Origin of the sequence: Anabaena sp. 90 (assembly GCF_000312705.1) — a bacterium.
Classification (GTDB): Bacteria; Cyanobacteriota; Cyanobacteriia; order Cyanobacteriales; family Nostocaceae; genus Dolichospermum; species Dolichospermum lemmermannii.
Window position 1 is genome coordinate 82,077 of the sequence record NC_019439.1, and the last position, 22,405, is coordinate 104,481.

Genomic DNA, 22,405 nt, shown 5'->3' on the forward strand with positions numbered 1-22,405 from the left:
CTCCCCTCTCCTCGTAGGAGAGGGGCTGGGGGAGAGGTCAAACACGATATAAAAACACACCCCACAAATGAACAACCAACCACCGAAAAAAGACGGACTTCATAACATAGTCATTGGACAAAAAATAGAACCCATAAAACTCGAACGCGCCAAAGAAATGCGTCGTCAAATGACACCAGCAGAAAAAATTCTGTGGGAACATCTTCGCGCCAATCGCTTGCATGGTTTACATTTTCGCCGGCAACAAATTATAGATGGTTTTATAGTAGATTTTTATTGTCATGCTGCTAGTTTAGTCATAGAAGTAGATGGAAAAATTCATGAACAACAAATAGAATATGATCTAGAAAGAGATAAAATTTTATCAGCTAGAGGTTTGCGTTTATTGAGATTTAAAAATGAAGAAATAACAGAGAAAATTGATCAAGTTTTGATGCAAATTTATCAAATTTGTTGTGAAAAGACCTAACCCCCCAGCCCCCTTCCCTACGAGGGAAGGGGGAGAAATCTTGCTCCCCTCTCCTTGTAGGAGAGGGGTTGGGGGAGAGGTCAATATCGCTTTACTATTTGATATAATTGTAAAAATAGACTTAATCCATTAACCAATATCAAATAAATCACCCAACTACCTTTAAAGAAATTGCTTCTCAAATGCAATTATTCCAAAGTATAGAACAAAAAGAGACATTTTTGGTTTATGAGTATTGGTGAGAAATTCGGGTTTATGTCCTCTGCCGTTGTACTTGCAGTTTTAACATGATTTCCGCGTGCATTTCGCGGGTAATGGGATAGAAGTAGACTAAAACTAACCCGGCAATTAAACAAACAGTTGGTATTGGTCCAACAGCGATACGAATGGCTAAAAGTGCAGATTCAGGTTGTACAGGTAAAGAACTTTGTCCAGCAACCGCTTCTTTAAAACCATAAGCTTGTAAGGTATTACCGACCAAAAACAGCCCGAAAGCTAAACCAAATTTTTGTAATAAAACCATGAAACCATAGAAAATACCTTCCCGTCGTTGTCCAGTTTGCAATTCATCTAATTCAATCACATCAGGGATCATTGACCAGGGAATTAGATAAGCTGTAGAAACTCCCACACCTGCCATTACAGCCATAACATACATTAAACCAACTTGATGAGGCTGTAAGAAAAATAATCCAGCAGCCGCAATAATCCAGGAACTCATTCCTAAGAAATAAACGATTTTTTTGCCAATCTTTTTACTTAAATAACTCCAAATAAATAACATAAATAAAGCCGTTCCCTGAACTGCAATCATGACTGTGGGGACATCTCCCTCTTTAAGTTTCATACAGTTAACAACAAAATAGGGAATAATGCTGGCTGTGATTTGCACACCTAACCAAGAAAAAAGATAAATAGCAATAACAAAAAGAAAAGGTTTATTACTAAAGACAATTTTCAACTGTTCAAAAAAGGGAATTTCTGCTTCTTGTGGCAAAGAAATCCGTTTAGCTTCAAAAGCTAAAATGCGATCGCGCACCCCATAAACGCACCAATACAAAGATAAAACCGAAATTACGGTACACACAGCCGCTAAGACTAAATATTGTTGTTGGCGATCGCTAATTTGTGAGAAAATAATTTTTGATAAAATCAACGATAAAATACTGCCACCAATGGAAAACGTAAACCGAAAACTATTCAAACTAGTTCGTTCATCGTAATCTTGAGTTAACTCAGGAGTCATGGCTGTATAAGGCAAATTCACAACAGTATAAAATGCCTGAGATATAATCCCAATTACTACATAATACCAAAATAAACACCAAATATTACTACTTTTGTCAGCAGTAAATTGGGGGACAATCCACTGCAAGAAAAAGAAAAATCCAAAAGGAATTGCCCCATATAAAAGCCAAGGTAGACGACGACCCCAGCGCCGGGATTGGGTTTTATCAGTCAACATTCCCACCATAGGATCATTGATACCATCCCAAATTTTGCCAATCATCAAAATACTACCTGCCAAACCCGCTGGAATTCCTGCCACATTGGTAAAGAAAACCATCATGTAAAATACAGCAATATTTGCAGTAATCGCTGGTCCCAAATCTCCCGCACCATAAGCTAATTTAGTTTTAAAATCTAATTTTTCACTTGTTAGCGACTTAGGAAAATCGTTATTATCACCATTATCCTTAACCATAAATTACACCCTTATTAATTGACAATTGACAATAGATAACTAACAATTATTAACACACTTATTTTAGTTTTATGTCAGACCTTTACATTTCTTGGTCAGATTATCACCACAAAATTGAACAACTGGCTGTAAAGATTTATCAATCGGGTTGGGAATTTAACCAAATCGTCTGTTTAGCTAGAGGGGGACTGCGAGTAGGAGATATTCTCTCCCGCATATACAATCAACCATTAGCAATTTTAGCTACTTCATCTTACAACGGCGCGGGGACATATAAAAGAAGTAATTTAATTATTTCTCGTCAATTAACCATGACTAGTGAAAATTTAGGTTCACGGATTTTGCTAGTAGATGATTTAGTAGACTCTGGTATCACTATTCAAGAAACAGTTCCCTGGTTACAGAAACATCATGATTTTCCCATTCAAGAAATTCGCACCGCTGTAATTTGGTATAAAGCTTGTTCAGTTGTTGTTCCTGACTACCACGTTGATTATCTGGCTGATAATCCTTGGATTCATCAACCTTTTGAACATTACGAACATATTAGTCCTTCCGAACTGGCAAAAAAGGAGAATTTAGGGGTTGCAGAATAGCAGTGAAAGATACTCGTTTTGTTGTGACTTCATTGCCTACAAAAAAAGTGCTTTCTGGAAAACTTCATACTCAAATATAGCAATTCCCATACAAGTGAGGTGCAATAAGTCAGAATTAAACGCAGATAAATGCAGATGAACACAGATAATTTTGTACCTCATTAGACTAGGAAATGCTATATTAGCTTTGAGTCTTAATTATTATTTCTATAGGAGAGAAATCGGTGAGCATAGATAAACTTTTGGAGCAGGTAGTTAGTCAGGTATTAGCATTAATAACCTTTTTCGCTTTCCCCGTAATCCAATATTTTCTACTCAAGTGGACAGTACGACAAGAAGGACTACCGAGGCTTGGATACTTGCCAGAGTATGGTTTTAGATTGGTCATTCGGAACATACCTCGAAGAAGACTTTTAAAGAATATTAAATATAAAGTTTTTCTCAGAAGCCTTATTCCACCATCTAAAGGTTCTACAGCTTATACTTTCTATGATACTGATATTCTCTATAAAGAGGAATTATTTGTTTTTCACAATTCAGACCAAACTATGTTAAGCTTTCAATTACAGGGAGATAAAGAAGATAATATTGACTTTGTTATCACAGATAAATTGGGCAACAAGATTCAAAATGAAATCTCAATAAAAAATTTTGAAAAGCTGATTTGTGATTATTCAGCAACAGTTGAGAATTTCTTTAACTTTGACGTTCAAATTGAAAAACGAGTTGTTATTCAATCTTCTTCTTTGGTCAAAATGTGGCAGGAAACTCATTTAGGATGTGACAAATTCAAAGAATTTAATGTTGACCACATACTAACTCCTGGTTATTAGTGCAATAATAGAGGGATATAGCAATGAATTTTTGCAGTAGCCCAATCTGGTAATTCTGTTGATGCAGGTAAGCACTGTAATTGATTGTATTTGAAGCAGATTTCCAATTAAAACAACCATAACCAAACAGGAAGAGTAAACAACAAAACTATCATCCCCATAGCTAAAGCAGTAACAGCCAAATCTCTATCCAAATCAAAGGTTTCTGCTATTACCAATGTAGCCAAAGCTGGAGGCATACCCATTTGCAAAACTATCACCTGTGCTGCATTACCAGTAACACCAAAAAATGAGAGAGTGCTACCTAAAATCATCGGCACTAATAGCATTTTAATGAAGACACTACTCCCCGCTTGTGGTAATTTTCGCCAAGATTTTAGTTGGGAAAGTCGCATTCCAATTAACATCAAAGATAAAGCAACTGCACCCCAAGCCAATTTTTCTAAACAAAATATCACCGGAGAGGGAAGCGTCACTTGATGCAATAATAAGCCAAATCCAAAACTCCATAAAGCCGGATTAATCAAAATTACCTTTGCTATTTGCATCTGATTTTGGGTATTATTACCAAACTTAGCAGCAAGAAACACACCTAAACCATAAGCACCAAACAGCGAACCCAACATATCGTAAAATAAAGCCCAGGCAAAATATTCTTTACCTACCATTGCTAAAGTAATGGGAAAACCCAAATTACCTGTATTACCTACCATTGCTGCTAGAATCAAACTACCTTGAGTTGTCGCGGGGGGAACTGAATCAATGAAATGGGCTTGGGCTTTGATTCTTAACCAAGCTAATAATGCCCCCAGAAAGATTGCCAAGTGAGCTATTATCGGTGCAATCCAAATCTGTCCTGATAAATCTGTTTGTAGTAAAAAACCGATGATGCTTATAGGTACTCCCACCCAATAGAGAAATTGACCTACGTAGGTGGAAGTATTGTTAGGCAATTTACGTCCCAGTATAAATCCCACTAGGATTAATCCCACTAACTTGATATATAGTTCTAAAAGATTTATCAAAATTACACCATAATTCAAAATTAAGCATTAAACAAAACTCATTTCTTCTTTAACTAACTATTAAACACAAACAGGAGCAAAAACTTGAATAAAGCTGGGTTTCCTAAAAAACCGCACAATTCCTACCCTCTCTCTGGTGATGATATCCCAGTGGCTTTACGCGATACAAATGATGCAGGAAGTAAGATCAAAGTCCAACCTGTGGTTTTGATTACAGGTGGATTAACAGGATTTTTGTTACTGGCTGTCTCTAGTGGTTTTTTGTTTTCGCTGACAACACCTAAGCCAAATGCTAATTCTGTAGCTGAACCAATTAGTTCTACACCCATAGCCGCTAATACCCCAAATAATAATGATACAGTGTTGGGACATTTTCCCTATTCAGAAGCACCAGAATCAGAATTAGCCCCAATTACGGGTGACAGTAGAATCAGAATGCGAAAATCTGCCGCTGTCAAGTTTCAAGCCATGGTACAAACCGCTAGAAGTGCGGGTGTAATTTTAGTTCCAATTTCTGGCTTTCGTTCTGTACAAGAGCAAAAGCAGTTATTTTTCGGTGTAGGCGCACAGCGGAATCAAACCCCAGCCGAAAGAGCAGCCCTCAGCGCACCACCAAATCATAGTGAACATCATACAGGTTATGCGGTGGATGTTGGCGATGGCACAGTCCCAGCAACTAATCTCCAAGCCAATTTTGATAATACCAAAGCTTATCAGTGGTTACAGGCTAATGCGGCTAAGTTTAGTTTTGAAATTTCCTTTCCGAAAAATAATCTTCAAGGTGTCAGTTATGAACCTTGGCATTGGCGTTTTGTCGGCGATACTGATAGTTTAGAAACATTTTATAAAGCCAAAAATATCAAACCTGTAAAAACACCATAATGATAGTCAGAGAATATCAAATATCTGACACTGAAGCAATTATGAAACTGTTTGTAGAACGTCGAGGAATAAAACTTAAAAATTATGTAATGGAAAAATATTTATAATTTCTGGTTTTACATTAGTTCAGATTTCATGTATTTATTTCTTCCTTTGCGCCTTTGCTCCTTTGCCTCTTTGCGCGAAATAAAATTAAATGTAGTTTATCGGTGCAGTTCCCCACACCGATTTACATAATTTAACTCTAGTTTTCCGTGCCATATTCCTTAGGCTAATGCGGAAGCTTGGGGTTTGGCAAAAATCATCCTTCCAGCAGAAGTTTGTAAAGCACTGGTAACTACTACTCGCAATTCACCACCAACATAACCTCTACCTTCTTCCACTACTACCATTGTGCCATCATCTAAATAGCCAATTCCTTGAGTTGGTTCTTTTCCTTCTTTGAGAATTTTCAAATCAAGATAATCACCAGGTAAATAAGTTGGACGAACAGCATTGACTAAATCATGAACATTCAAAACTGGAACTTTTTGCACACTAGCAACTTTCGACAAATTATAATCATTGGTGAGTAATGTGCCATTGATTTCTTGAGCAAAACGCACCAATTTAGCATCAACAGTGGCAGTATCTTCATAGTCCACAGGATTGATTAAAATACGTTCAGGATAAGTTTCCCGAATGCGGTTGAGAATTTCTAATCCTCTTCTTCCCCTGACCCGTTTTTGGTCTTTACTAGCATCAGCTACTTGTTGTAATTCTTGTAAAACAAATTGGGGGACAAGAATTAATCCTTCTAGAAATCCTGTTTCTAGTAATGTTTCAATCCGGCCATCTATAATGCAGCTAGTATCTAAAACCTTAGTATTAGCAGGTTTAAGAGTTCCTTCCACCACCATACTTTCTACAGTATTGGGGTTAATTAATCTTAACAAACCCCGTCCGTGAGTATCTGCTAAGTTCATTCCTGTAACAGAGAGGATAATACTGCCAACAACCGCAACAAGAGGTTTGATAAAACCAAAATCTGGGGGAATGGGTAATAAAAATAGCGGGGCTAACATCAGATTGGCGAGTAATAGCCCAATTACTAAGCCAATGGCACGGGTGAGAATGACTTCTAGGGGCATTTCCCGGACTTGTGACTCTAGCCGACGGTATGTAGTCTGGAAACTCAGCCCGACTGCACCACCGATAATGGCAGCAAAGACAGCGAAAACTAGGCGTAAGGCATCTAAATCACTAACTCCATTAAGAGTACCAGGGGGGAGTAGATCAGTGCTGAAATAACCTATTCCCGACGCTGCCAAGATAAATGAGAGAATAATAATGACATCCAGCATGGTTATGTTGTGTTCCTACAACGATATTTATTCGATAGAGTAAAGTATGCTTGTTTGAGTCCTTTTTAGTGATGGAATCATCTTAGCTGCTCAGGCAGACAGAATATGCCAACATTATAACTAAAGCGTTTTTACTGCATATTATTTTTATTTTTAGGGAAAAAGGATGAAAAGTTGTAAACAAACTCCTCATTTTCATTATTTTTAACAGTCAAATCAAATTAACTTCACTATTGTTCAAAATGAGTCAAAAAGATATTGGTTGGGGGATTCCCAGTTCTGCTTATGTGCATATTCCCTTTTGTCGGCGACGATGTTTTTATTGCGATTTTCCGGTATTTGTGGTCGGGAATAACTCACGGGGCGAAAATTCTGGGACAATTGGCGAATATGTTGAAGTTTTATGTCAAGAAATCAGGATTGCACCATCTTATAGTCAACCTTTAGAAACAATTTTTTTTGGTGGTGGTACTCCTTCACTATTATCAACAGCACAGTTGCAATCTATATTGACAACCTTAGAACAGCGATTTGGCATTGCCTCTGGGGTAGAAATTTCTATGGAAATTGACCCAGGGACGTTTGATTTTGCACATATCGCTGGTTATCGTAGCTTAGGAGTAAATCGCGTGAGTTTGGGTGTCCAAGCTTTCCAAGAAGAATTGTTAAAAACTGCTGGGCGATCGCATTCCCTTATAGATATATTTACAGCTATAGAGTTAATTCACAAGGTCGAGATTCCCGAATTTAGCTTAGACTTGATTTCTGGCTTACCGTATCAATCTTTAGCACAATGGCAAGATTCCTTAATCCAAGCAGTAGCAGCCACCCCAACTCACATTTCCATCTATGACCTGACCATTGAACCCGGAACAGCCTTCAATCGTTATTACAAACCGGGAGATCATCCCTTACCCACAGATGAAACCACCGTCAAAATGTATCAAATGGGGCAAAAGACCTTAACTGATGCTGGTTACGAACATTACGAAATTTCCAATTATGCCCAACCAGGACATCAATGCCAACATAATCGAGTTTATTGGCAAAATCGCCCCTATTATGGCTTTGGTATGGGTGCAGCCAGCTATATACAAGGTAAACGCTTCACCCGTCCCCGCAAAACCCAGGAATATTACCAATGGTTAAAAAACGGTGCTGTGATTGATTGTGAAATCACACCACAGGTAGATGTTTTGCTAGAAACTCTCATGTTAGGGTTACGGTTAGCCGAAGGAATCAGTTTAAATTCCTTAGCAACAAACTTTGGTAATCATCAAGTTGAGAGAATTCAAAGCTGTTTGCAACCATACTTTGCTCAGGGTTGGGTGAAGATTGTTGGGGATAGGTTGCGTTTTAGCGATCCCGATGGTTTTATATTTTCTAATGTGATGTTAGCGAAGTTGTTTGAGGAGTTAGGAGAATAATAAATTATGTTTCGCGCAAAGGCGCAAAGAAGCAAAGGCGCAAAGTTTGAAATTTGTGAGTTTCCAATTTTATATTTTAATTTAGCAATGCCGATTATTGCATCAAATCATCATTTGCAACGTCACCAGGATAAAAGTTGAGGTTAATTAGATCTTCCCATAAATATAGGCATTGAGAAGGAAAGGTTGATAACGGTAAATTGGTTTCTCCTGATGCTAAATCCCTAGCATTTTCATAAGCTTCCTCAAGTGCTACTTCTAGAGAAGACTGCAAACTAGGATTTTCATTCAGTAATTTTATGATGTCTCGGCGTTGAATCCGAATAGTTGCTAACCAACTACGAATACGTTTTGATGATTGATATTCCCACTTGAGTAAATGTCCAATTAAAATAATCAGACGATTTCTTAATTCTTGGCGTTCCCTTCTCCCCAAAGATTCAACTTCCTCAATTAAATTCACTAAATCAACTTGATTCCATAGCTGATAACGTAATAAATTAGCCTGTTGTTGAGTCCAGGCATAAAAATCCGTTTCATAAAGATTCAGGTTGACAGCGGATTCTTTCCCCCCTTGTGTCTGCATAATTAAAACCTAGTAACCTTGAATTAATTATAACTCCCTTCTTCCTTTGCGCCTTTGCTCCTTAGCGTCTTTGCGCGAAACAAAAACCTAAAAAGTCACCACACTCCGAATAGATTCCCCCTTGTGCATCAAATCAAAAGCATCATTAATCTTTTCAATCGGCATCACATGAGTAATTAAATCATCAATATTAATCTTACCATCCATATACCAATCTACTATTTTCGGTACATCTGTCCGCCCTCTTGCACCACCAAAAGCCGAACCTTTCCAAACCCTGCCAGTTACTAATTGAAAGGGACGAGTGCTGATTTCTTTACCTGCACCAGCTACACCAATAATCACACTCACACCCCAACCTTTATGACAACATTCTAAAGCTTGACGCATGATATTGACATTACCAATACATTCAAAGGAATAGTCAGCACCACCGTTTGTTAAATCTACCAAATAAGGAACTCAGGCATTAAACCCCGTCCTTGTGTGCCGCGAATTGCTTGACAGAGATTTGTTTTGAAGCTTAAACAATAATCACATTGCCGACATTCGGGTGTGTATAAAGGAATTACATGATCTCCAGGTTTGAGACTTTTGACATCAGCCCCGACTTCGACAACTATACCAGCGCCTTCATGTCCTAAAATTGCCGGAAATAAACCTTCAGGATCATTACCAGAAAGGGTAAGAGCATCAGTATGACAAACCCCACTGGCTTTAATCTCAATTAAGACTTCTCCGGCTTGTGGTGGTGCTAATTGTACAGTTTCAATTGTGAGAGGTTTTCCTGCGGTGTAAGCTACTGCTGCTTTAACTTCCAAGATGCAATTCTCCTTTAAGGTTCGTTTTTGGGATTAATATCTACCCAAATAATCATAGTTGGCGCTTACTATTCGCGCACCTTGGATCATTTTACCTTGGATAATTAATTGTCTGAATCAGGATGTCCAGGATTTGAGGATTAACAGGATAGGGATTTTGTAGGGTGCGTCAGAATTGAAAATCTATTCATGATCACTAAATAATCGCATCTGACGCACCGGCTGATGATTTTTTGTCAGAATCAGGATGTCCAGGATTTAAGGATTTTCAGGATAATTAATTGTCTGAATCAGGATTTCCAGGATTTGAGGATTTTCAGGATAATTAATTGTCAGAATCAGGATTTTCGGGATTTGCAGGGTAATATTGTCCGCAATGTGTCAAGATACTATTGAAGCATGATCTAGGTTCTACCCTATCCAGTCCTAACTTATGAATGAACAGCGTCTACAGGCATATTATCAGCTAGTTCAACAACTGCTTAGTTGTCCCCATGGTCAAGAAGCGGCTATATTACAAGCTAACAGGGAATTACTCGATGTTGATTTTTTACAAGTGGTGGTAGAGGTAGCAGAAACCTTTACCCAACAGGGAGAGGAAAATACTGCTAACTGGTTGCTGGGGTTAGCTTCTCAACTCAGTGAAGAGTTAGATATAGCCCTAAATGGGAATACTCCAGAACCAGAAACGCCGCTTAATCAAGCAAATTTTGATACCTATTTACATTTTTTATTAGAAGTATTACAAGCAACCGCAAAAAGTGAAGGTAATCCCCAGGTAGTTTACCCTTTACTGGCTGCAAATACGGATAAACTTAATCTCACCTTTGTTAAATTATTACAGGATTGGGCAACAAATACACTAGAAGAAGCAGAACCAGACGCAAAACAATTTTTCGCTGTAGTGATAGGTAATTTTAGTAATTTGATATGGCAATTTCCTTTAGGTAACAAACCTGATAATGTGGAAATTGCTATTACTGGTTATGAAATAGTTTCCACTGTTTTCACCCGTGAAACTTCTCCAGAACAATGGGCAACCACGCAAAATAATCTGGGGACTGCCTACAGTGATAGAATCAGGGGAGATAAAGCGGATAATCTGGAAATTGCCATTGCAGCTTATCAGCAAGCTTTAGAAGTTTATACCCGCACCGATTTTCCTGTAGATTGGGCAACGACGCAAAATAATCTGGGGGCTGCCTACAGAGATAGAATCAGGGGAGATAAAGCGGATAATCTGGAAAATGCCATTGCAGCTTATCAGCAAGCTTTAGAAGTTTATACCCGCACCGATTTTCCTGTACAATGGGCAACCACGCAAAATAATCTGGGGAATGCCTACAGTGATAGAATCAGGGGAGATAAAGCGGATAATCTGGAAAATGCCATTGCAGCTTATCAGCAAGCTTTAGAAGTTTATACCCGCACCGATTTTCCTGTAGATTGGGCAACGACGCAAAATAATCTGGGGGCTGCCTACAGAGATAGAATCAGGGGAGATAAAGCGGATAATCTGGAAAATGCCATTGCAGCTTATGAGCAAGCTTTAGAAGTGAGAACCCGCACCGATTTTCCTGTAGATTGGGCAGGTACGCAAAATAATCTGGGGACTGCCTACTGTGATAGAATCAGGGGAGATAAAGCGGATAATCTGGAAATTGCCATTGCAGCTTATGAGCAAGCTTTAGAAGTTTATACCCGCACCGATTTTCCTGTACAATGGGCAGGTACGCAAAATAATCTGGGGAATGCCTACAGAGATAGAATCAGGGGAGATAAAGCGGATAATCTGGAAAATGCCATCGCAGCTTATAATGAAGCTTTAGAAGTGAGTACCCGCACCGATTTTCCTGTAGATTGGGCAAGGACGCAAAATAATCTGGGGACTGCCTACAATAATAGAATCAGGGGTGATAAAGCGGATAATCTGGAAAATGCCATCGCAGCTTATCAGCAAGCTTTAGAAGTGAGAACCCGCACCGATTTTCCTGTAGAAAATGCTCAAACTTTATTCAATTTGGGTATTCTTTATCAAGAATCACAACAGTTTGATTTAGCTTACGATACCTTTAAATCTGCCCTTGTCACAGTTGAAGATATACGGGGGGAAATTATTTCTGGGGAAGAAAGTAAACGCAAACAAGCGGAAGAATGGAATAAACTTTTTGTAAGCATGGTAGAAGTTTGTTTAGTGCTGGGTAAAGAAAGGGAAGCTATCAGTTATATTGAACGCAGTAAAACCCGCAATTTAGTAGAATTGATTGCTGAAAAGGTTGATTTTACACCAATTGAATATTCAGAAATTCAAAATCTGTTAGATGAGAAAACTGCAATTATTCAATTTTACATTTTTAATGCTTGTTTCCGGGCTTTCATTATTACCAAAAACAACGATAAACCAATAATTTGGAAATCTACAGAGGAAGATTTAGATCAACTCATAGATTGGGTTTATGATGAATATATCACCCTTTACTATTCCGACCGTAAGAAATGGCGAAATGATTTAAATGATCAACTTACCAAATTTGCAGAAATTTTCCATATTAATCAAATAATTGCCCAAGTTCCAAAGGATATTCAAAAAATAATTATCATTCCCCACCGTCATTTACACTTATTACCTTTTCATGCTATTCCTTTATCTACAAATTCAGAATATTTATTTGATAAATATCCTGAAGGTGTCAGTTATGCACCCAGTTGTCAACTTTTGAATATTGCTAAAGAACGTCTTTCTAACCCTATTCTACAAGGAGAGAGAACAAGATTAGAACCTCTCTCTAACTCTCTCCTAGAAGGAGAGAGAACAAGATTAAGTAACCTATTTGCAATTCAAGATCCTAATAACAATTTACCTTTTACTAACACTGAAGTGGAAACAATTGCAGCTAATTTCCACCCCCAGAAAATCCTCAAAAATAATGAGGCCAGCAAAGCCAATTTACAAGAAACTACCACATTTAATAACTTTACTAATTCCCAATGGTTACATTTTTCTTGTCACGGTAGTTTTGATTTAAAATCACCTTTAAAATCAGCTTTACAACTTGCTGATTCGGAAGTTAATCCTTCACTTTTGACAACATATTCATCTCGTTATGTGAGAATTAATGAAGAAACTGCTATTGATTTATCAAAATGTTTGACATTAGCAGATATCTTAGAATTAAATCTCCCTCAATGTTATCTTGTTTGTCTTTCTGCTTGCGAAACCGGCGTAATTGATGTTAGAAATAACAGTGATGAATTTATTGGTTTATCCAGTGGTTTTATGAAAGCCGGTGCAGTTAATATTGTTAGCAGTTTGTGGACTGTGAGTGATGTTCACACCGCTATTTTAATGATTAAATTATATGAAAATATCGCCAATAAACCCCAGGATATCACATTTGCATTAAACACAGTCCAGGAATGGTTACGCAAAGCCACACAGGTAGAAATCATTGATTGGTTGAAGCAGAAAACTGAAATAAAGGAGGAACAAAAAGAGAACATTATTAATTCATTATCTAAGCAATGTAGACCCGAACATCAACCATTTAACCAACCATATTTTTGGGCTGCTTTTTGTGCTGTTTCTCCTGTAATGTAGGTTGAGTTGACAAAGTGAAACCCAACATTATCAAAAATTTCGTATTATTTCATGTAGAGATTTAGCAGTGATTGTAAGTGTCAAATTAATGAAAATTGATGTATTCTTAAGCCAGAGAATAAATTCTCTGTCTAAAAGCTAAAGTCGGTTTTAACCGACTATATTAATCCTAGAATCAATTTTTATAAATTTTGACTTTCTAGTTTATGCGAGTGCGTTTTCCCTCGTTCCCTGTCTCTGACCGGGAATGAATTGCAGAGGCTCTACCTCCACTATATCATTTTACTTCAGGCCGAGCCTGAAAAACTGCATTCCCAGCCAGAGTCTGGGAACGAGTTAAAATCAGCTAAAATACTAATCAATTCACAAACTAAACCTATGGAAGCTAATCAAATTATCCAAGCATTTACCGAAGTCGTGAGAAACCAAGATTATGTTTTTTCCGACGTTTCTTTAGATGCTATCACAGAATTACAAAAAACTATCGCTGGTATAGAAACTGAACCTCCGGAAGTAGTTGCAGAAGCTATCCGTCAATGGTATCTTGACTATGAAAAAGTTAGAAATGCAGTCTTTTTAGAAAAACGGGAAAGGGAAATTGGTAGAGTCCCTAGAACTAAACCAGAAAATGAAGAAAACACCGTAGAAAATCGCTACCGACTTTTACAAGAGGAAGTAGAAAAACTGAAAGAAAAAAAGACACCAGCCCAAAACCCATAATTAAAAATGAATAAATCGGTTGATTATACAAGTTAAACTGGTGGTTAGAAATCCCGTCTACACAGACAAAATCAAATCCTTGATTTTTGGTTAGTCTGCGCGGGCGGAATTTGTTTGTGTAGCGGCGATTTTCAGTTACCAGGGCTTAAATTAACTGTTTTTTAAATCTTGTCAAAATTCACATTTCAGTCGTATTTGGTATAGCTAAATTATGAAAATATATGCACCTAATATTCACGTTTTCACTTTTCAACTTTATAAAGGCTCAAATTTTGATGATAATATAGATAGTCAACATTTAAACTTTATCTGGGAACGTGGTAATGATATTCTTAAAGAAGTTCTCAAACAAGATTTACAACTCAGTCAAAAAATTGATGTTAAAAAAGATGAGGGATTTAATAAAGTAGATATTCTGAATGATCAAAATGAAGTAGCTGTATATTTGGAGGGGAATGTTAACCCAAGTCCTCAACAAGATATTTTAATTACAGGTTTCGCTTATCCTTGTCGAATTTCTGATAGTTACGGTTTGTGGTTAAATTTACGTCGTCCAAAACAGGAAAATAACCAACCTACGGAAGATGTAGAAACTGATTTTCTCAAACTTTTAAATCCCAATAATTGCTTAATTTTACCATTAAATCCTTTATTTCTGGGACAAACTATTTTAATTACAGCTTGGATAAATAATGCTAAAATTCAAAATGATCATCAAAAAATAGCTGATGAATGTTTAAAGCAAATTTTCCCTAATCAAAATACAATTCCATCTTTTTATCGTCAAGGTCAATTATTTGGTAGTCCGATATTTGAATATGGTTTACCAAATCAATCTAGTCAATATCAACAAGTTTTAATTTGTTTATTTACAAAACAAGAAACTGGAAATAAATTTGAACAATCTTGTTCAGAATTACTAGATTTGTTTTTTCGTCATAGTAAGATAATCAAAGCTTATAAAGACAGTCGGGCTATATATAAAGACTTAGATAAAAAGTATAGAGATATAGAATCTGAAGTTAATAAAATTCTCGAACTGGAAAACAATCAAGATATAACCAGAAAGGATTTAAAGAAATTACAAAACCAGTTAAGAGCGTTTCCTAGATTAGCACTTGAATATACCAGATTACTTTTAAGTTTAGAAGATTCCCAAAATACAATTGTGATTAATGCAGATAATTATAGCGATAAATTAGCACAAATTAAACATAATTTAAACGGTGAGAATCTAGATTTTCTAGAAATTTTCCTAAATAAGAATTGTGTCACCTTTAAACGGCAAATTCAAGCCGATTTAGGCTATTTTCAACATGGTTCACAATTATTAGATCAAGCCATTAACTCAATTCGTGGTATAGTAGAAATAGAACAAGCTAAAAGCGATCGCTCTTTAGAAAGAACAGTACAAATATTAGGTATAGGTTTGGGTGGAGGTGCGATAGTTTCCGGTGTCATAGTTGAACACATTGATAAAATCAATCTACCTTTATTACCAAAAAATCCCTTTTTAGCATCTTTAGTTTTAAGCATTATTGCTACTATAGTATGTACTCTTCTAGCTATGTTGGGTATATGGATAAAAAAGCGGAAATTGTAGGTTACAATGAATTATAACTTAGATATTTAATGAAGGAATAAATCATGAAAATACAAGGAATTATCAAAGGTAACACCATAGAATTATTAGACCAAATATTAGACAAAATTCTTCTACCTGATGGAGTAAAAATTTCTATAGAAATACCAGATAACTTAATAATTAAACAACCAAAATGGCCAGAATTAGAAGCTGTTATTGGTTTATGGAAAGATAATCCAGAAATTGATGAAATTTTTGATATCATTAATCAGGAACGTCATCAAGATTTAGGACGTGAAATTAATTTAGATATTTAAAATTATGTACTTGCTAGATACTAATATTTGTATTGCGATACTTAAAGCTAATGAAAATGTTGTATCACAGTTTCATGAAAAATATCAATCTTGCTATCTTTCTAGTTTAGTTTTAGCAGAATTGTACAAAGGAGTTTATTGTTCAACTAAAGTCGAACGTAATTTAGATAATTTAAAGAAGTTTGCTAATCTATTACCGATGATAGATTTTGATGAAAAAGCCGCAATTGAATTTGGAAAAATTCAAAATGAACTTAGAAAAATTGGAAAACCAACTGGACAATTAGATGCTTTAATTGCTGCTGTTGCTATTTCTCAGAATTACATTTTAGTAACTGATAATACTCGTGATTTTGAAAATATTACTAATCTGATCTTAGAAAACTGGTTAAAATCATAAAAATTCCTGATTATCATAAATTTAAACAGATTTGAGGTGATTGGTAATTGGTTATTTCCCCCTATCCCATATCACCTTAATGATCACGCAGAAACAGAAACTTCCGACTGATAGCAAATCCCCGCTTCCTTGAATCTTTGTAAAGCTTCACCCAAGCGATCGCAATCTGCAATTAAACTAATTCTCACATAGCCTTCACCACCCACACCAAAGGCATTTCCAGGAGTCAAAACCACCCCAGTTTGCTGTAAAACATTCAAAGCAAAATCTGTAGAATTCATTCCCACCGGACATTTTATCCACAAATACATAGTTGCTTCCGTTTTGGGAATATTCCACCCTAACTTACCCAAACCATCTATTAAAAAATCTCGACGAACGCGGTAACGTTGTTGCACTTCATGTAAATAAGAATCAGGAAGTTGCAAAGCTGTTTCTGCTGCTGTTTGTAAAGCCGAAAAAATGCCATAATCTAAATTGGTTTTCAGAGTCCGCAAACCTTGGATAACGTGACGATTTCCGACAACAAAACCAACGCGCCAACCTGCCATATTATAGGTTTTAGAGAGAGTGTGAAACTCGACACCAATCTCCTTAGCACCAGGAATTTCTAACAAGCTAGTGGGTTGATAACCATCAAAAGCTAATTCTGCATAACATAAATCATGGACTAAAAGGATTTCATACTTCCGTGCAAAGGCCACAATTTCCTCAAAAAATTCGCGGGGGGCTGTGGCTGCGGTAGGATTACTGGGATAATTGAAATAGAGAATTTTCGCTTTTCTAGCCACTTCCTCAGGAATAGCCGCTAAATCAATTAACCAATTATTTTCTTCCTTGAGAATTAAATTATGGATAACTCCCCCAGCAATAATCGGTCCACGAAAATGCACAGGGTAAGATGGTGAAGGTACTAATACAGTATCACCAGGATTAATATAGGCGATCGCTAAATGCCCCAAACCTTCCTTAGAACCGAGTAAGGGTAAAGCCTCACTATCAGGATCAAGGGTAACACCATAACGGCGATTATACCATTGAGTAATCGCCTTACGGAAACTAGCCGTTCCTTCAAATGGAGGATAACCGTGATTAGCGGGATTTTGCAAAGCTGCAATTGCGGCTTCTATCACTGGTTGGGGAGTAGGTCCATCAGGATTACCCATACCCAAATCAATCAAATCTAACCCTTGTTCTCTAGCCTTAGCCTTTAATTCGTCCAAACGGGCAAACACATAAGGCGGCAATTTTTGTATCCGTTCTGCGGGAGAAATCCAACTCAAACTCATTCCTTCACCTCGTCACTTATTCCCCTGGTGGAAACACGATTAATATCTATTGGTGCAGTGGTAGAAACCATTGCGGCCATCAATTGTTCCAACGCTACATTAAACGGTAGACGGTGGATATCAGAATTAGGTTCTAAACTAATTTCCGCTGCTGTTTGTAACTCACCCAGAGTAATATTACCTAATCCCAAATCTGCTAATTTTTGGGGTAGTCCAATCTCTGCATAGAACTTCAACAATTGTTGTCTTGCTGACGCTGCTAATTGATTTCCTTGGATCATTTCTTCTAACCGCAGTTGTACCAGGATACCATAAGCGACCTTTTCCCCATGAATGCTCCCATGTCCAGAAATATGAGTTAAGCCATTATGAACTGCATGGGCAGCGACTGTGCGACATTGCGCCCCACCAAGTCCCCCAATTACTCCAGCTAGGAGTACAGTTGCGTCCACAACTTCTTGCCAAACTTCCCCACCCGGAAACTGTAACGCAGCAGCAGACTTTTGCAATAAAATATCGCGTAAAACTCGCGCTTGTTGAACCGCAGCAATAATTAAAGTTTGTTGCAAATGCCCACTACTCACTGATGCTTCATACCATTTAGCGATCGCATCCCCAATTCCTGCTATTAATGTGCTTGGAGGTGCAGTCTGAACTAAATTATAATCCAAAATCAGCAAATCAGGACAGCGAGATAAAGCCACATCATATAAAAACGCCCCAGTTTCTGAATAGACATTAGAAAGAGCAGTCCAAGCCGCACAGGTAGCCCCAGAAGTGGGAATTGTCACAATTGGTAATGTCAATTGGTGGGCGACTAATTTAGCCGTATCCAGGGCTTTACCACCACCAATCCCGATAATCAGATCAGCTTTATGTTCTTTAGCGGCTTTGCGTAAGGCTTTCAAACTAGCTTCACAACAATCAGCACCATAGGAAACTGACAAAGGATGTAATTCTGGAGATTGGCAAAGAGATTGTAAACTCTCTTGACTCAGATTGAGAGTCTGATTTCCAGCAATAATTAAGGGACGAGTTCCCAAATTAGCAACTTCACCCGCAACGGTTGACAACACACCCGCACCGCGAATTACTTTCCCAGGGGAAACAGAAAGGCTGAAAAATGAACTAGAGGTTTGAGTGGACAAAGTTTCAGTAGAATGTTGATTAGGCATGATCTTGATTTTGCCAAAACTATTGATATTTCTTAATCAAATTTTAAAATAATCTTTATTGTATGATAGATGACCAAAAAATGTGCAAACAAGAAAGAAGCAGGGGGCAGGGGGAAGAGGAGAATATTTTTCTTCCCAATTACCCATTCCCAATTACCAATTACCTATAAAGCAGTGGGTTTTGGTAATGAAGCAAATTTATCTAAATAAACTTCTACCGCCATTTCTGGGTCTTCACGACTGACCAAAGTGCGATTTACTTGACCCAAGTACAGCGGTACAGATAACCCTATTTCTGGGTGGATAATAGTGCGAGCGCGAACTATCATTTCCTTACTACCACCAGTACCTAAGCGACCATAGGAATAAAGGTTACTAGCTGCTTGACGTAAAGTTGCTTCTAATTCTGTGGGAGTAATTTCTGGTGCGACGGCAATTACTGTTTGGTTAGAACCGTTATCATAAACTAGGCTGTACTTGACAGCACCAGGAATAATTGTGCGACTCAGGGGAACGAGGGAAAGTGAAAATAATCCCCCTGTCAGTACCAGCATAAAGCCAGTTGCACCCACCAGTCGAAAGCGAAAGCCCCATTTAAGAATGAAAGCTAAGATTGTCAGGACTGCAAATACTATTGTCGCAATACCTGACCATTGGGTATATTGGAGAAAATTAGCGGTACTGGGCATAAGGTTTTAATTACGGATATTACCATCTTACCTATCAGCAACACCAGATTTTTACACAAAACAAAAACACCCCCCATTTCTGGAGGGTGATTCTGTAATTAAGCTATTAACAAAGCTTTAATTATTAACCATTGATTGCAGGAGCGCTCATTGCAACAGGAGCAACATCACTAGCAGCCAAGTCTAGGGGGAAGTTGTGAGCGTTACGCTCGTGCATTACTTCCATACCTAAGTTAGCGCGGTTGATTACGTCAGCCCAAGTAGCGATAACGCGACCTTGAGAATCAATGACGGATTGGTTGAAGTTGAAACCGTTCAAGTTGAACGCCATTGTGCTGACGCCCAAAGCGGTGAACCAAATACCAAATACTGGCCATGCAGCTAGTAAGAAGTGTAATTGACGGCTGTTGTTGAAAGAAGCGTATTGGAAAATCAAACGACCGAAGTAGCCGTGGGCTGCAACGATGTTGTAGGTTTCTTCTTCTTGACCGAACTTGTAACCGTAGTTTTGAGATTCGGTTTCAGTTGTTTCCTTAACCAAGGAAGAAGTTACCAAAGAACCGTGCATTGCAGAGAACAAAGAACCACCGAATACACCAGCTACACCCAACATATGGAAGGGGTGCATCAAGATGTTGTGTTCAGCTTGGAACACGATCATGAAGTTGAATGTTCCAGAGATACCCAAAGGCATACCATCGGAGAATGAACCTTGACCAATTGGGTAGATCAAGAATACTGCGGTAGCTGCTGCTAAAGGTGCAGAGAAAGCTACACAGATCCAAGGACGCATACCCAAACGGTAAGAAAGTTCCCACTCACGGCCTAAGTAGCAAGCTGCACCGATTAAGAAGTGGAATACTACCAATTGGTAAGGACCACCGTTGTACAACCACTCATCTAAGGAAGCTGCTTCCCAGATTGGGTAGAAGTGCAAACCAATAGCGTTAGAGGAAGGAACAACTGCACCAGAGATGATGTTGTTTCCGTAGATCAAAGAACCTGCAACTGGCTCACGGATACCGTCAATGTCAACGGGAGGCGCAGCGATGAAAGCGATGATGAAGCAGGTAGTAGCGGCTAACAGGGTAGGGATCATTAATACACCAAACCAACCGATATAAATCCGATTGTCGGTGCTGGTGATCCACTCGCAGAAGCGATCCCATACGTTAGCGGTTGAGCGCTGTTGTAAGGTTGTGGTCATTTTATAATTGCTTTATTTTCTTATGATGTTGGTAGGTGGTTTTGCCTACCTGTATACAACATTAGAGGATAAGTTTAAATTTGTAAAGATAATTAGAATTAGTATTAGTTATATCAGTTATATGTTTTCCTAATGTAATGAGGTTTACAGAAATTGCAGCCGCAAATTCACTCCTAAAAATCAAAGTATATATAAGGTAAACTGCCTTCAGGCGCTAGTAACCAAACCGCATAAAAGCATAAGGGGACAAAAACAATTTTAATTGGCCAGCTAAACTCTAATTTCATTTCTCTTTTAAAAGCATAAGAAATACTCATCAGCAAAGCTATGCCGAGCAGCAAATAAGAAATTTGATATTGACTCATATTTAGAGCTTCTATATAGACCTTTGCGGAAAATTGTTGATCACCCCCATGACCCCAAAGGTGTTGAATAACTAAAGCAGAGTCTTGGAGGTTGGGGAGACGAAACCAAATCCAAGATGTAAAAACCATGATTTGTGTCAAAAACCAAGCAAAAATTATTCCTAGCGGGTTTTGCCAAAAAGATTTAAGAATTGTCAAGCGATCGCTTAATACACTAATGAGACGATGCCCAGCTAAAGCGACACCATGCAATACACCCCAAATAATAAAACCCCAAGCTGAACCGTGCCAGATACCAGCTATTAGCATTACTATTAATAAATTTCCGCAGGTACGCATTAATCCACGTCGAGAACCACCTAAAGGAAAATAAAGATAATTACGCAACCAATCACCCAATGTGATGTGCCAGCGTCGCCAAAAATCGGCAATACTGGTACTGAAATAGGGAAAATCAAAATTTTCCGGTAAAACTAAACCAAATAGTAAAGCACTACCACGAGCAATATCAACATAACCATTAAAATCTAAATATAGTTGCAAGCCATAAGCAAAGGTAGCTAACCACAAATCTGTACTACCTGCTCTTTGTAAGTTACCAAAGCATAAATCCACAAATATACCCAAATTATCAGCGAAAATACCTTTTTTAACCGCACCTCTAGCAATTAACCACAGTCCTTCAGCAACTCTATCAATGCTGGGAAATCTTAGGGTATCAAATTGAATTGCTAAATTATGGTAACGAGTAATTGGCCCAGAAATTAGTTTGGCAAAAAATAATTTATATGTGGCAAATTGGATAAATTTAGTAGTAGCAGTAGCGCCACGATAAACATCTATTAAATAAGCAATACATTCAAATGTAAAGAAAGAAATTCCTAAAGGTGCAACTAACTTAATTAATGATTCTGGTGAATTTGTCGGCTGATTAAAAACTAAAGTTAGGAAATAATTTATGTATTTAGAACCTAAAAGAATAAAAACATTAAAACCTATACCAATCGACAATACTTTGAGACGACGTTGATTCCAGTCAGCTTGGGTAAATTGCCGTTCTTCGTTAGATAAATTCCAGTTTTGAGAATGCTTTCCTGGTGAAGTATTGCTGCCAATTTCTAAACCTAGGCGGAAGTTAATAAAAGTTAGTGCTAAAAGTAATGGTAAATATTGAATGTGCAAAGATGCGTAGAAAACAAGGCTGGCTATTAGCAGTATCCATAATCTTATATTTGCTAAATTAACAGTCCAGTAGATTCCTAAAACACTCAACAAAAACAGCCCGTAAAAAATTGATATAAATTTCATTTTTGATTAATTTATGATTTTGAATTTGTGATTGGGAAGAAAGAAGATAAGTATTTTTTTCTCTT

The 22,405-nt window shown here is 37.6% G+C and carries 19 protein-coding genes and 1 pseudogene; 10 read left to right on the top strand and 10 right to left on the bottom strand.

Going from position 1 to position 22,405, the window contains the following annotated elements; all coding sequences use genetic code 11:
• Positions 1-67: 67 nt before the first annotated feature.
• Positions 68-469, top strand: a complete 402-nt coding sequence (locus ANA_RS19215) for an endonuclease domain-containing protein (RefSeq protein ID WP_015083088.1) — start codon at positions 68-70, stop codon at positions 467-469.
• A 253-nt stretch (positions 470-722) separates the two neighbouring features.
• Here the strand turns inward: ANA_RS19215 and ANA_RS19220 are convergent, their stop codons facing one another.
• Positions 723-2,174 carry an MFS transporter gene (locus ANA_RS19220; RefSeq protein ID WP_015083089.1) on the bottom strand — a complete coding sequence of 484 codons (1,452 nt, stop codon included), beginning with the start codon at positions 2,172-2,174 and terminating at the stop codon, positions 723-725.
• 71 nt (positions 2,175-2,245) lie between these two features.
• On the opposite strand from ANA_RS19220, the gene ANA_RS19225 reads away from it, so the two are divergent.
• Positions 2,246-2,770 (top strand): phosphoribosyltransferase, encoded by a 525-nt coding sequence (locus tag ANA_RS19225; RefSeq protein WP_015083090.1) that lies wholly within the window; start codon positions 2,246-2,248, stop codon positions 2,768-2,770.
• A 224-nt stretch (positions 2,771-2,994) separates the two neighbouring features.
• The gene (locus ANA_RS19230; RefSeq protein WP_015083091.1) at positions 2,995-3,603 is read left to right on the top strand and encodes a hypothetical protein; all 609 of its coding nucleotides are present in this window, start codon (positions 2,995-2,997) and stop codon (positions 3,601-3,603) included.
• Positions 3,604-3,710: 107 nt separating this feature from the next.
• Here ANA_RS19230 and ANA_RS19235 read toward each other — a convergent pair whose 3' ends face one another.
• Positions 3,711-4,628, bottom strand: coding sequence for an AEC family transporter (locus tag ANA_RS19235; protein WP_015083092.1), 918 nt, complete (start codon positions 4,626-4,628; stop codon positions 3,711-3,713).
• 84 nt (positions 4,629-4,712) lie between these two features.
• On the opposite strand from ANA_RS19235, the gene ANA_RS19240 reads away from it, so the two are divergent.
• The gene (locus tag ANA_RS19240; RefSeq protein WP_015083093.1) at positions 4,713-5,510 is read left to right on the top strand and encodes a M15 family metallopeptidase; all 798 of its coding nucleotides are present in this window, start codon (positions 4,713-4,715) and stop codon (positions 5,508-5,510) included.
• A 266-nt stretch (positions 5,511-5,776) separates the two neighbouring features.
• On the opposite strand, the gene ANA_RS19245 is transcribed toward ANA_RS19240, so the two are convergent.
• A complete protein-coding gene (locus ANA_RS19245; RefSeq protein ID WP_015083094.1) occupies positions 5,777-6,853 on the bottom strand; it encodes a PIN/TRAM domain-containing protein in 1,077 nt (358 codons plus the stop codon).
• Positions 6,854-7,095: 242 nt separating this feature from the next.
• On the opposite strand from ANA_RS19245, the gene hemW reads away from it, so the two are divergent.
• Complete coding sequence (gene hemW / locus ANA_RS19250) at positions 7,096-8,280, top strand: radical SAM family heme chaperone HemW (protein ID WP_015083095.1); 1,185 nt, start codon at positions 7,096-7,098, stop codon at positions 8,278-8,280.
• A gap of 94 nt (positions 8,281-8,374) precedes the next feature.
• Here hemW and ANA_RS19255 read toward each other — a convergent pair whose 3' ends face one another.
• Positions 8,375-8,866 carry a DUF29 domain-containing protein gene (locus tag ANA_RS19255; RefSeq protein WP_015083096.1) on the bottom strand — a complete coding sequence of 164 codons (492 nt, stop codon included), beginning with the start codon at positions 8,864-8,866 and terminating at the stop codon, positions 8,375-8,377.
• Positions 8,867-8,953: 87 nt separating this feature from the next.
• Positions 8,954-9,687, bottom strand: a pseudogene (locus tag ANA_RS19260) (alcohol dehydrogenase catalytic domain-containing protein).
• Positions 9,688-10,120: 433 nt separating this feature from the next.
• On the opposite strand from ANA_RS19260, the gene ANA_RS19265 reads away from it, so the two are divergent.
• The 5 genes from ANA_RS19265 to ANA_RS19285 all read left to right on the top strand — a co-directional run bounded on the left by ANA_RS19265 (position 10,121) and on the right by ANA_RS19285 (position 16,307).
• Positions 10,121-13,285, top strand: coding sequence for a CHAT domain-containing protein (locus ANA_RS19265; RefSeq protein WP_015083097.1), 3,165 nt, complete (start codon positions 10,121-10,123; stop codon positions 13,283-13,285).
• A 378-nt stretch (positions 13,286-13,663) separates the two neighbouring features.
• Positions 13,664-14,005: a hypothetical protein gene (locus ANA_RS19270; RefSeq protein ID WP_015083098.1), complete on the top strand. Its 342-nt coding sequence runs from the start codon at positions 13,664-13,666 to the stop codon at positions 14,003-14,005.
• A gap of 211 nt (positions 14,006-14,216) precedes the next feature.
• A complete protein-coding gene (locus ANA_RS19275) occupies positions 14,217-15,608 on the top strand; it encodes a hypothetical protein (protein ID WP_015083099.1) in 1,392 nt (463 codons plus the stop codon).
• A gap of 44 nt (positions 15,609-15,652) precedes the next feature.
• Positions 15,653-15,907, top strand: coding sequence for a hypothetical protein (locus ANA_RS19280; protein WP_015083100.1), 255 nt, complete (start codon positions 15,653-15,655; stop codon positions 15,905-15,907).
• Between the two features lie 4 nt (positions 15,908-15,911).
• Complete coding sequence (locus ANA_RS19285) at positions 15,912-16,307, top strand: type II toxin-antitoxin system VapC family toxin (protein ID WP_015083101.1); 396 nt, start codon at positions 15,912-15,914, stop codon at positions 16,305-16,307.
• Positions 16,308-16,390: 83 nt separating this feature from the next.
• Here ANA_RS19285 and ANA_RS19290 read toward each other — a convergent pair whose 3' ends face one another.
• From ANA_RS19290 to ANA_RS19310, 5 genes are all read right to left on the bottom strand, one after another.
• On the bottom strand, positions 16,391-17,596 hold the full coding sequence (locus ANA_RS19290) for an aspartate aminotransferase (protein ID WP_015083102.1): 1,206 nt from the start codon (positions 17,594-17,596) through the stop codon (positions 16,391-16,393).
• Complete coding sequence (locus ANA_RS19295) at positions 17,593-18,771, bottom strand: iron-containing alcohol dehydrogenase family protein (RefSeq protein ID WP_015083103.1); 1,179 nt, start codon at positions 18,769-18,771, stop codon at positions 17,593-17,595. Before ANA_RS19295 ends, ANA_RS19290 begins: the two co-directional genes overlap by 4 nt.
• Before the next feature lie 164 nt (positions 18,772-18,935).
• A complete protein-coding gene (locus ANA_RS19300; RefSeq protein ID WP_015083104.1) occupies positions 18,936-19,460 on the bottom strand; it encodes a Ycf51 family protein in 525 nt (174 codons plus the stop codon).
• Positions 19,461-19,584: 124 nt separating this feature from the next.
• The gene (psbA, locus tag ANA_RS19305) at positions 19,585-20,667 is read right to left on the bottom strand and encodes a photosystem II q(b) protein (protein WP_015083105.1); all 1,083 of its coding nucleotides are present in this window, start codon (positions 20,665-20,667) and stop codon (positions 19,585-19,587) included.
• Between the two features lie 173 nt (positions 20,668-20,840).
• Positions 20,841-22,340 carry an MBOAT family O-acyltransferase gene (locus ANA_RS19310; RefSeq protein WP_015083106.1) on the bottom strand — a complete coding sequence of 500 codons (1,500 nt, stop codon included), beginning with the start codon at positions 22,338-22,340 and terminating at the stop codon, positions 20,841-20,843.
• Positions 22,341-22,405: the final 65 nt, after the last annotated feature.

What these genes read in the sequence shown, in the direction of transcription:
- ANA_RS19215 (WP_015083088.1), top strand. Translation starts at nt 68, where the DNA reads ATGAACAACCAACCACCGAAAAAAGACGGACTTCATAACATAGTCATT.
- ANA_RS19220 (WP_015083089.1), bottom strand. Translation starts at nt 2,174, where the DNA reads ATGGTTAAGGATAATGGTGATAATAACGATTTTCCTAAGTCGCTAACA.
- ANA_RS19225 (WP_015083090.1), top strand. Translation starts at nt 2,246, where the DNA reads ATGTCAGACCTTTACATTTCTTGGTCAGATTATCACCACAAAATTGAA.
- ANA_RS19245 (WP_015083094.1), bottom strand. Translation starts at nt 6,853, where the DNA reads ATGCTGGATGTCATTATTATTCTCTCATTTATCTTGGCAGCGTCGGGA.
- hemW (WP_015083095.1), top strand. Translation starts at nt 7,096, where the DNA reads ATGAGTCAAAAAGATATTGGTTGGGGGATTCCCAGTTCTGCTTATGTG.
- ANA_RS19255 (WP_015083096.1), bottom strand. Translation starts at nt 8,866, where the DNA reads ATGCAGACACAAGGGGGGAAAGAATCCGCTGTCAACCTGAATCTTTAT.
- ANA_RS19265 (WP_015083097.1), top strand. Translation starts at nt 10,121, where the DNA reads ATGAATGAACAGCGTCTACAGGCATATTATCAGCTAGTTCAACAACTG.
- ANA_RS19270 (WP_015083098.1), top strand. Translation starts at nt 13,664, where the DNA reads ATGGAAGCTAATCAAATTATCCAAGCATTTACCGAAGTCGTGAGAAAC.
- ANA_RS19275 (WP_015083099.1), top strand. Translation starts at nt 14,217, where the DNA reads ATGAAAATATATGCACCTAATATTCACGTTTTCACTTTTCAACTTTAT.
- ANA_RS19280 (WP_015083100.1), top strand. Translation starts at nt 15,653, where the DNA reads ATGAAAATACAAGGAATTATCAAAGGTAACACCATAGAATTATTAGAC.
- ANA_RS19285 (WP_015083101.1), top strand. Translation starts at nt 15,912, where the DNA reads ATGTACTTGCTAGATACTAATATTTGTATTGCGATACTTAAAGCTAAT.
- ANA_RS19290 (WP_015083102.1), bottom strand. Translation starts at nt 17,596, where the DNA reads ATGAGTTTGAGTTGGATTTCTCCCGCAGAACGGATACAAAAATTGCCG.
- ANA_RS19295 (WP_015083103.1), bottom strand. Translation starts at nt 18,771, where the DNA reads ATGCCTAATCAACATTCTACTGAAACTTTGTCCACTCAAACCTCTAGT.
- ANA_RS19300 (WP_015083104.1), bottom strand. Translation starts at nt 19,460, where the DNA reads ATGCCCAGTACCGCTAATTTTCTCCAATATACCCAATGGTCAGGTATT.
- psbA (WP_015083105.1), bottom strand. Translation starts at nt 20,667, where the DNA reads ATGACCACAACCTTACAACAGCGCTCAACCGCTAACGTATGGGATCGC.
- ANA_RS19310 (WP_015083106.1), bottom strand. Translation starts at nt 22,340, where the DNA reads ATGAAATTTATATCAATTTTTTACGGGCTGTTTTTGTTGAGTGTTTTA.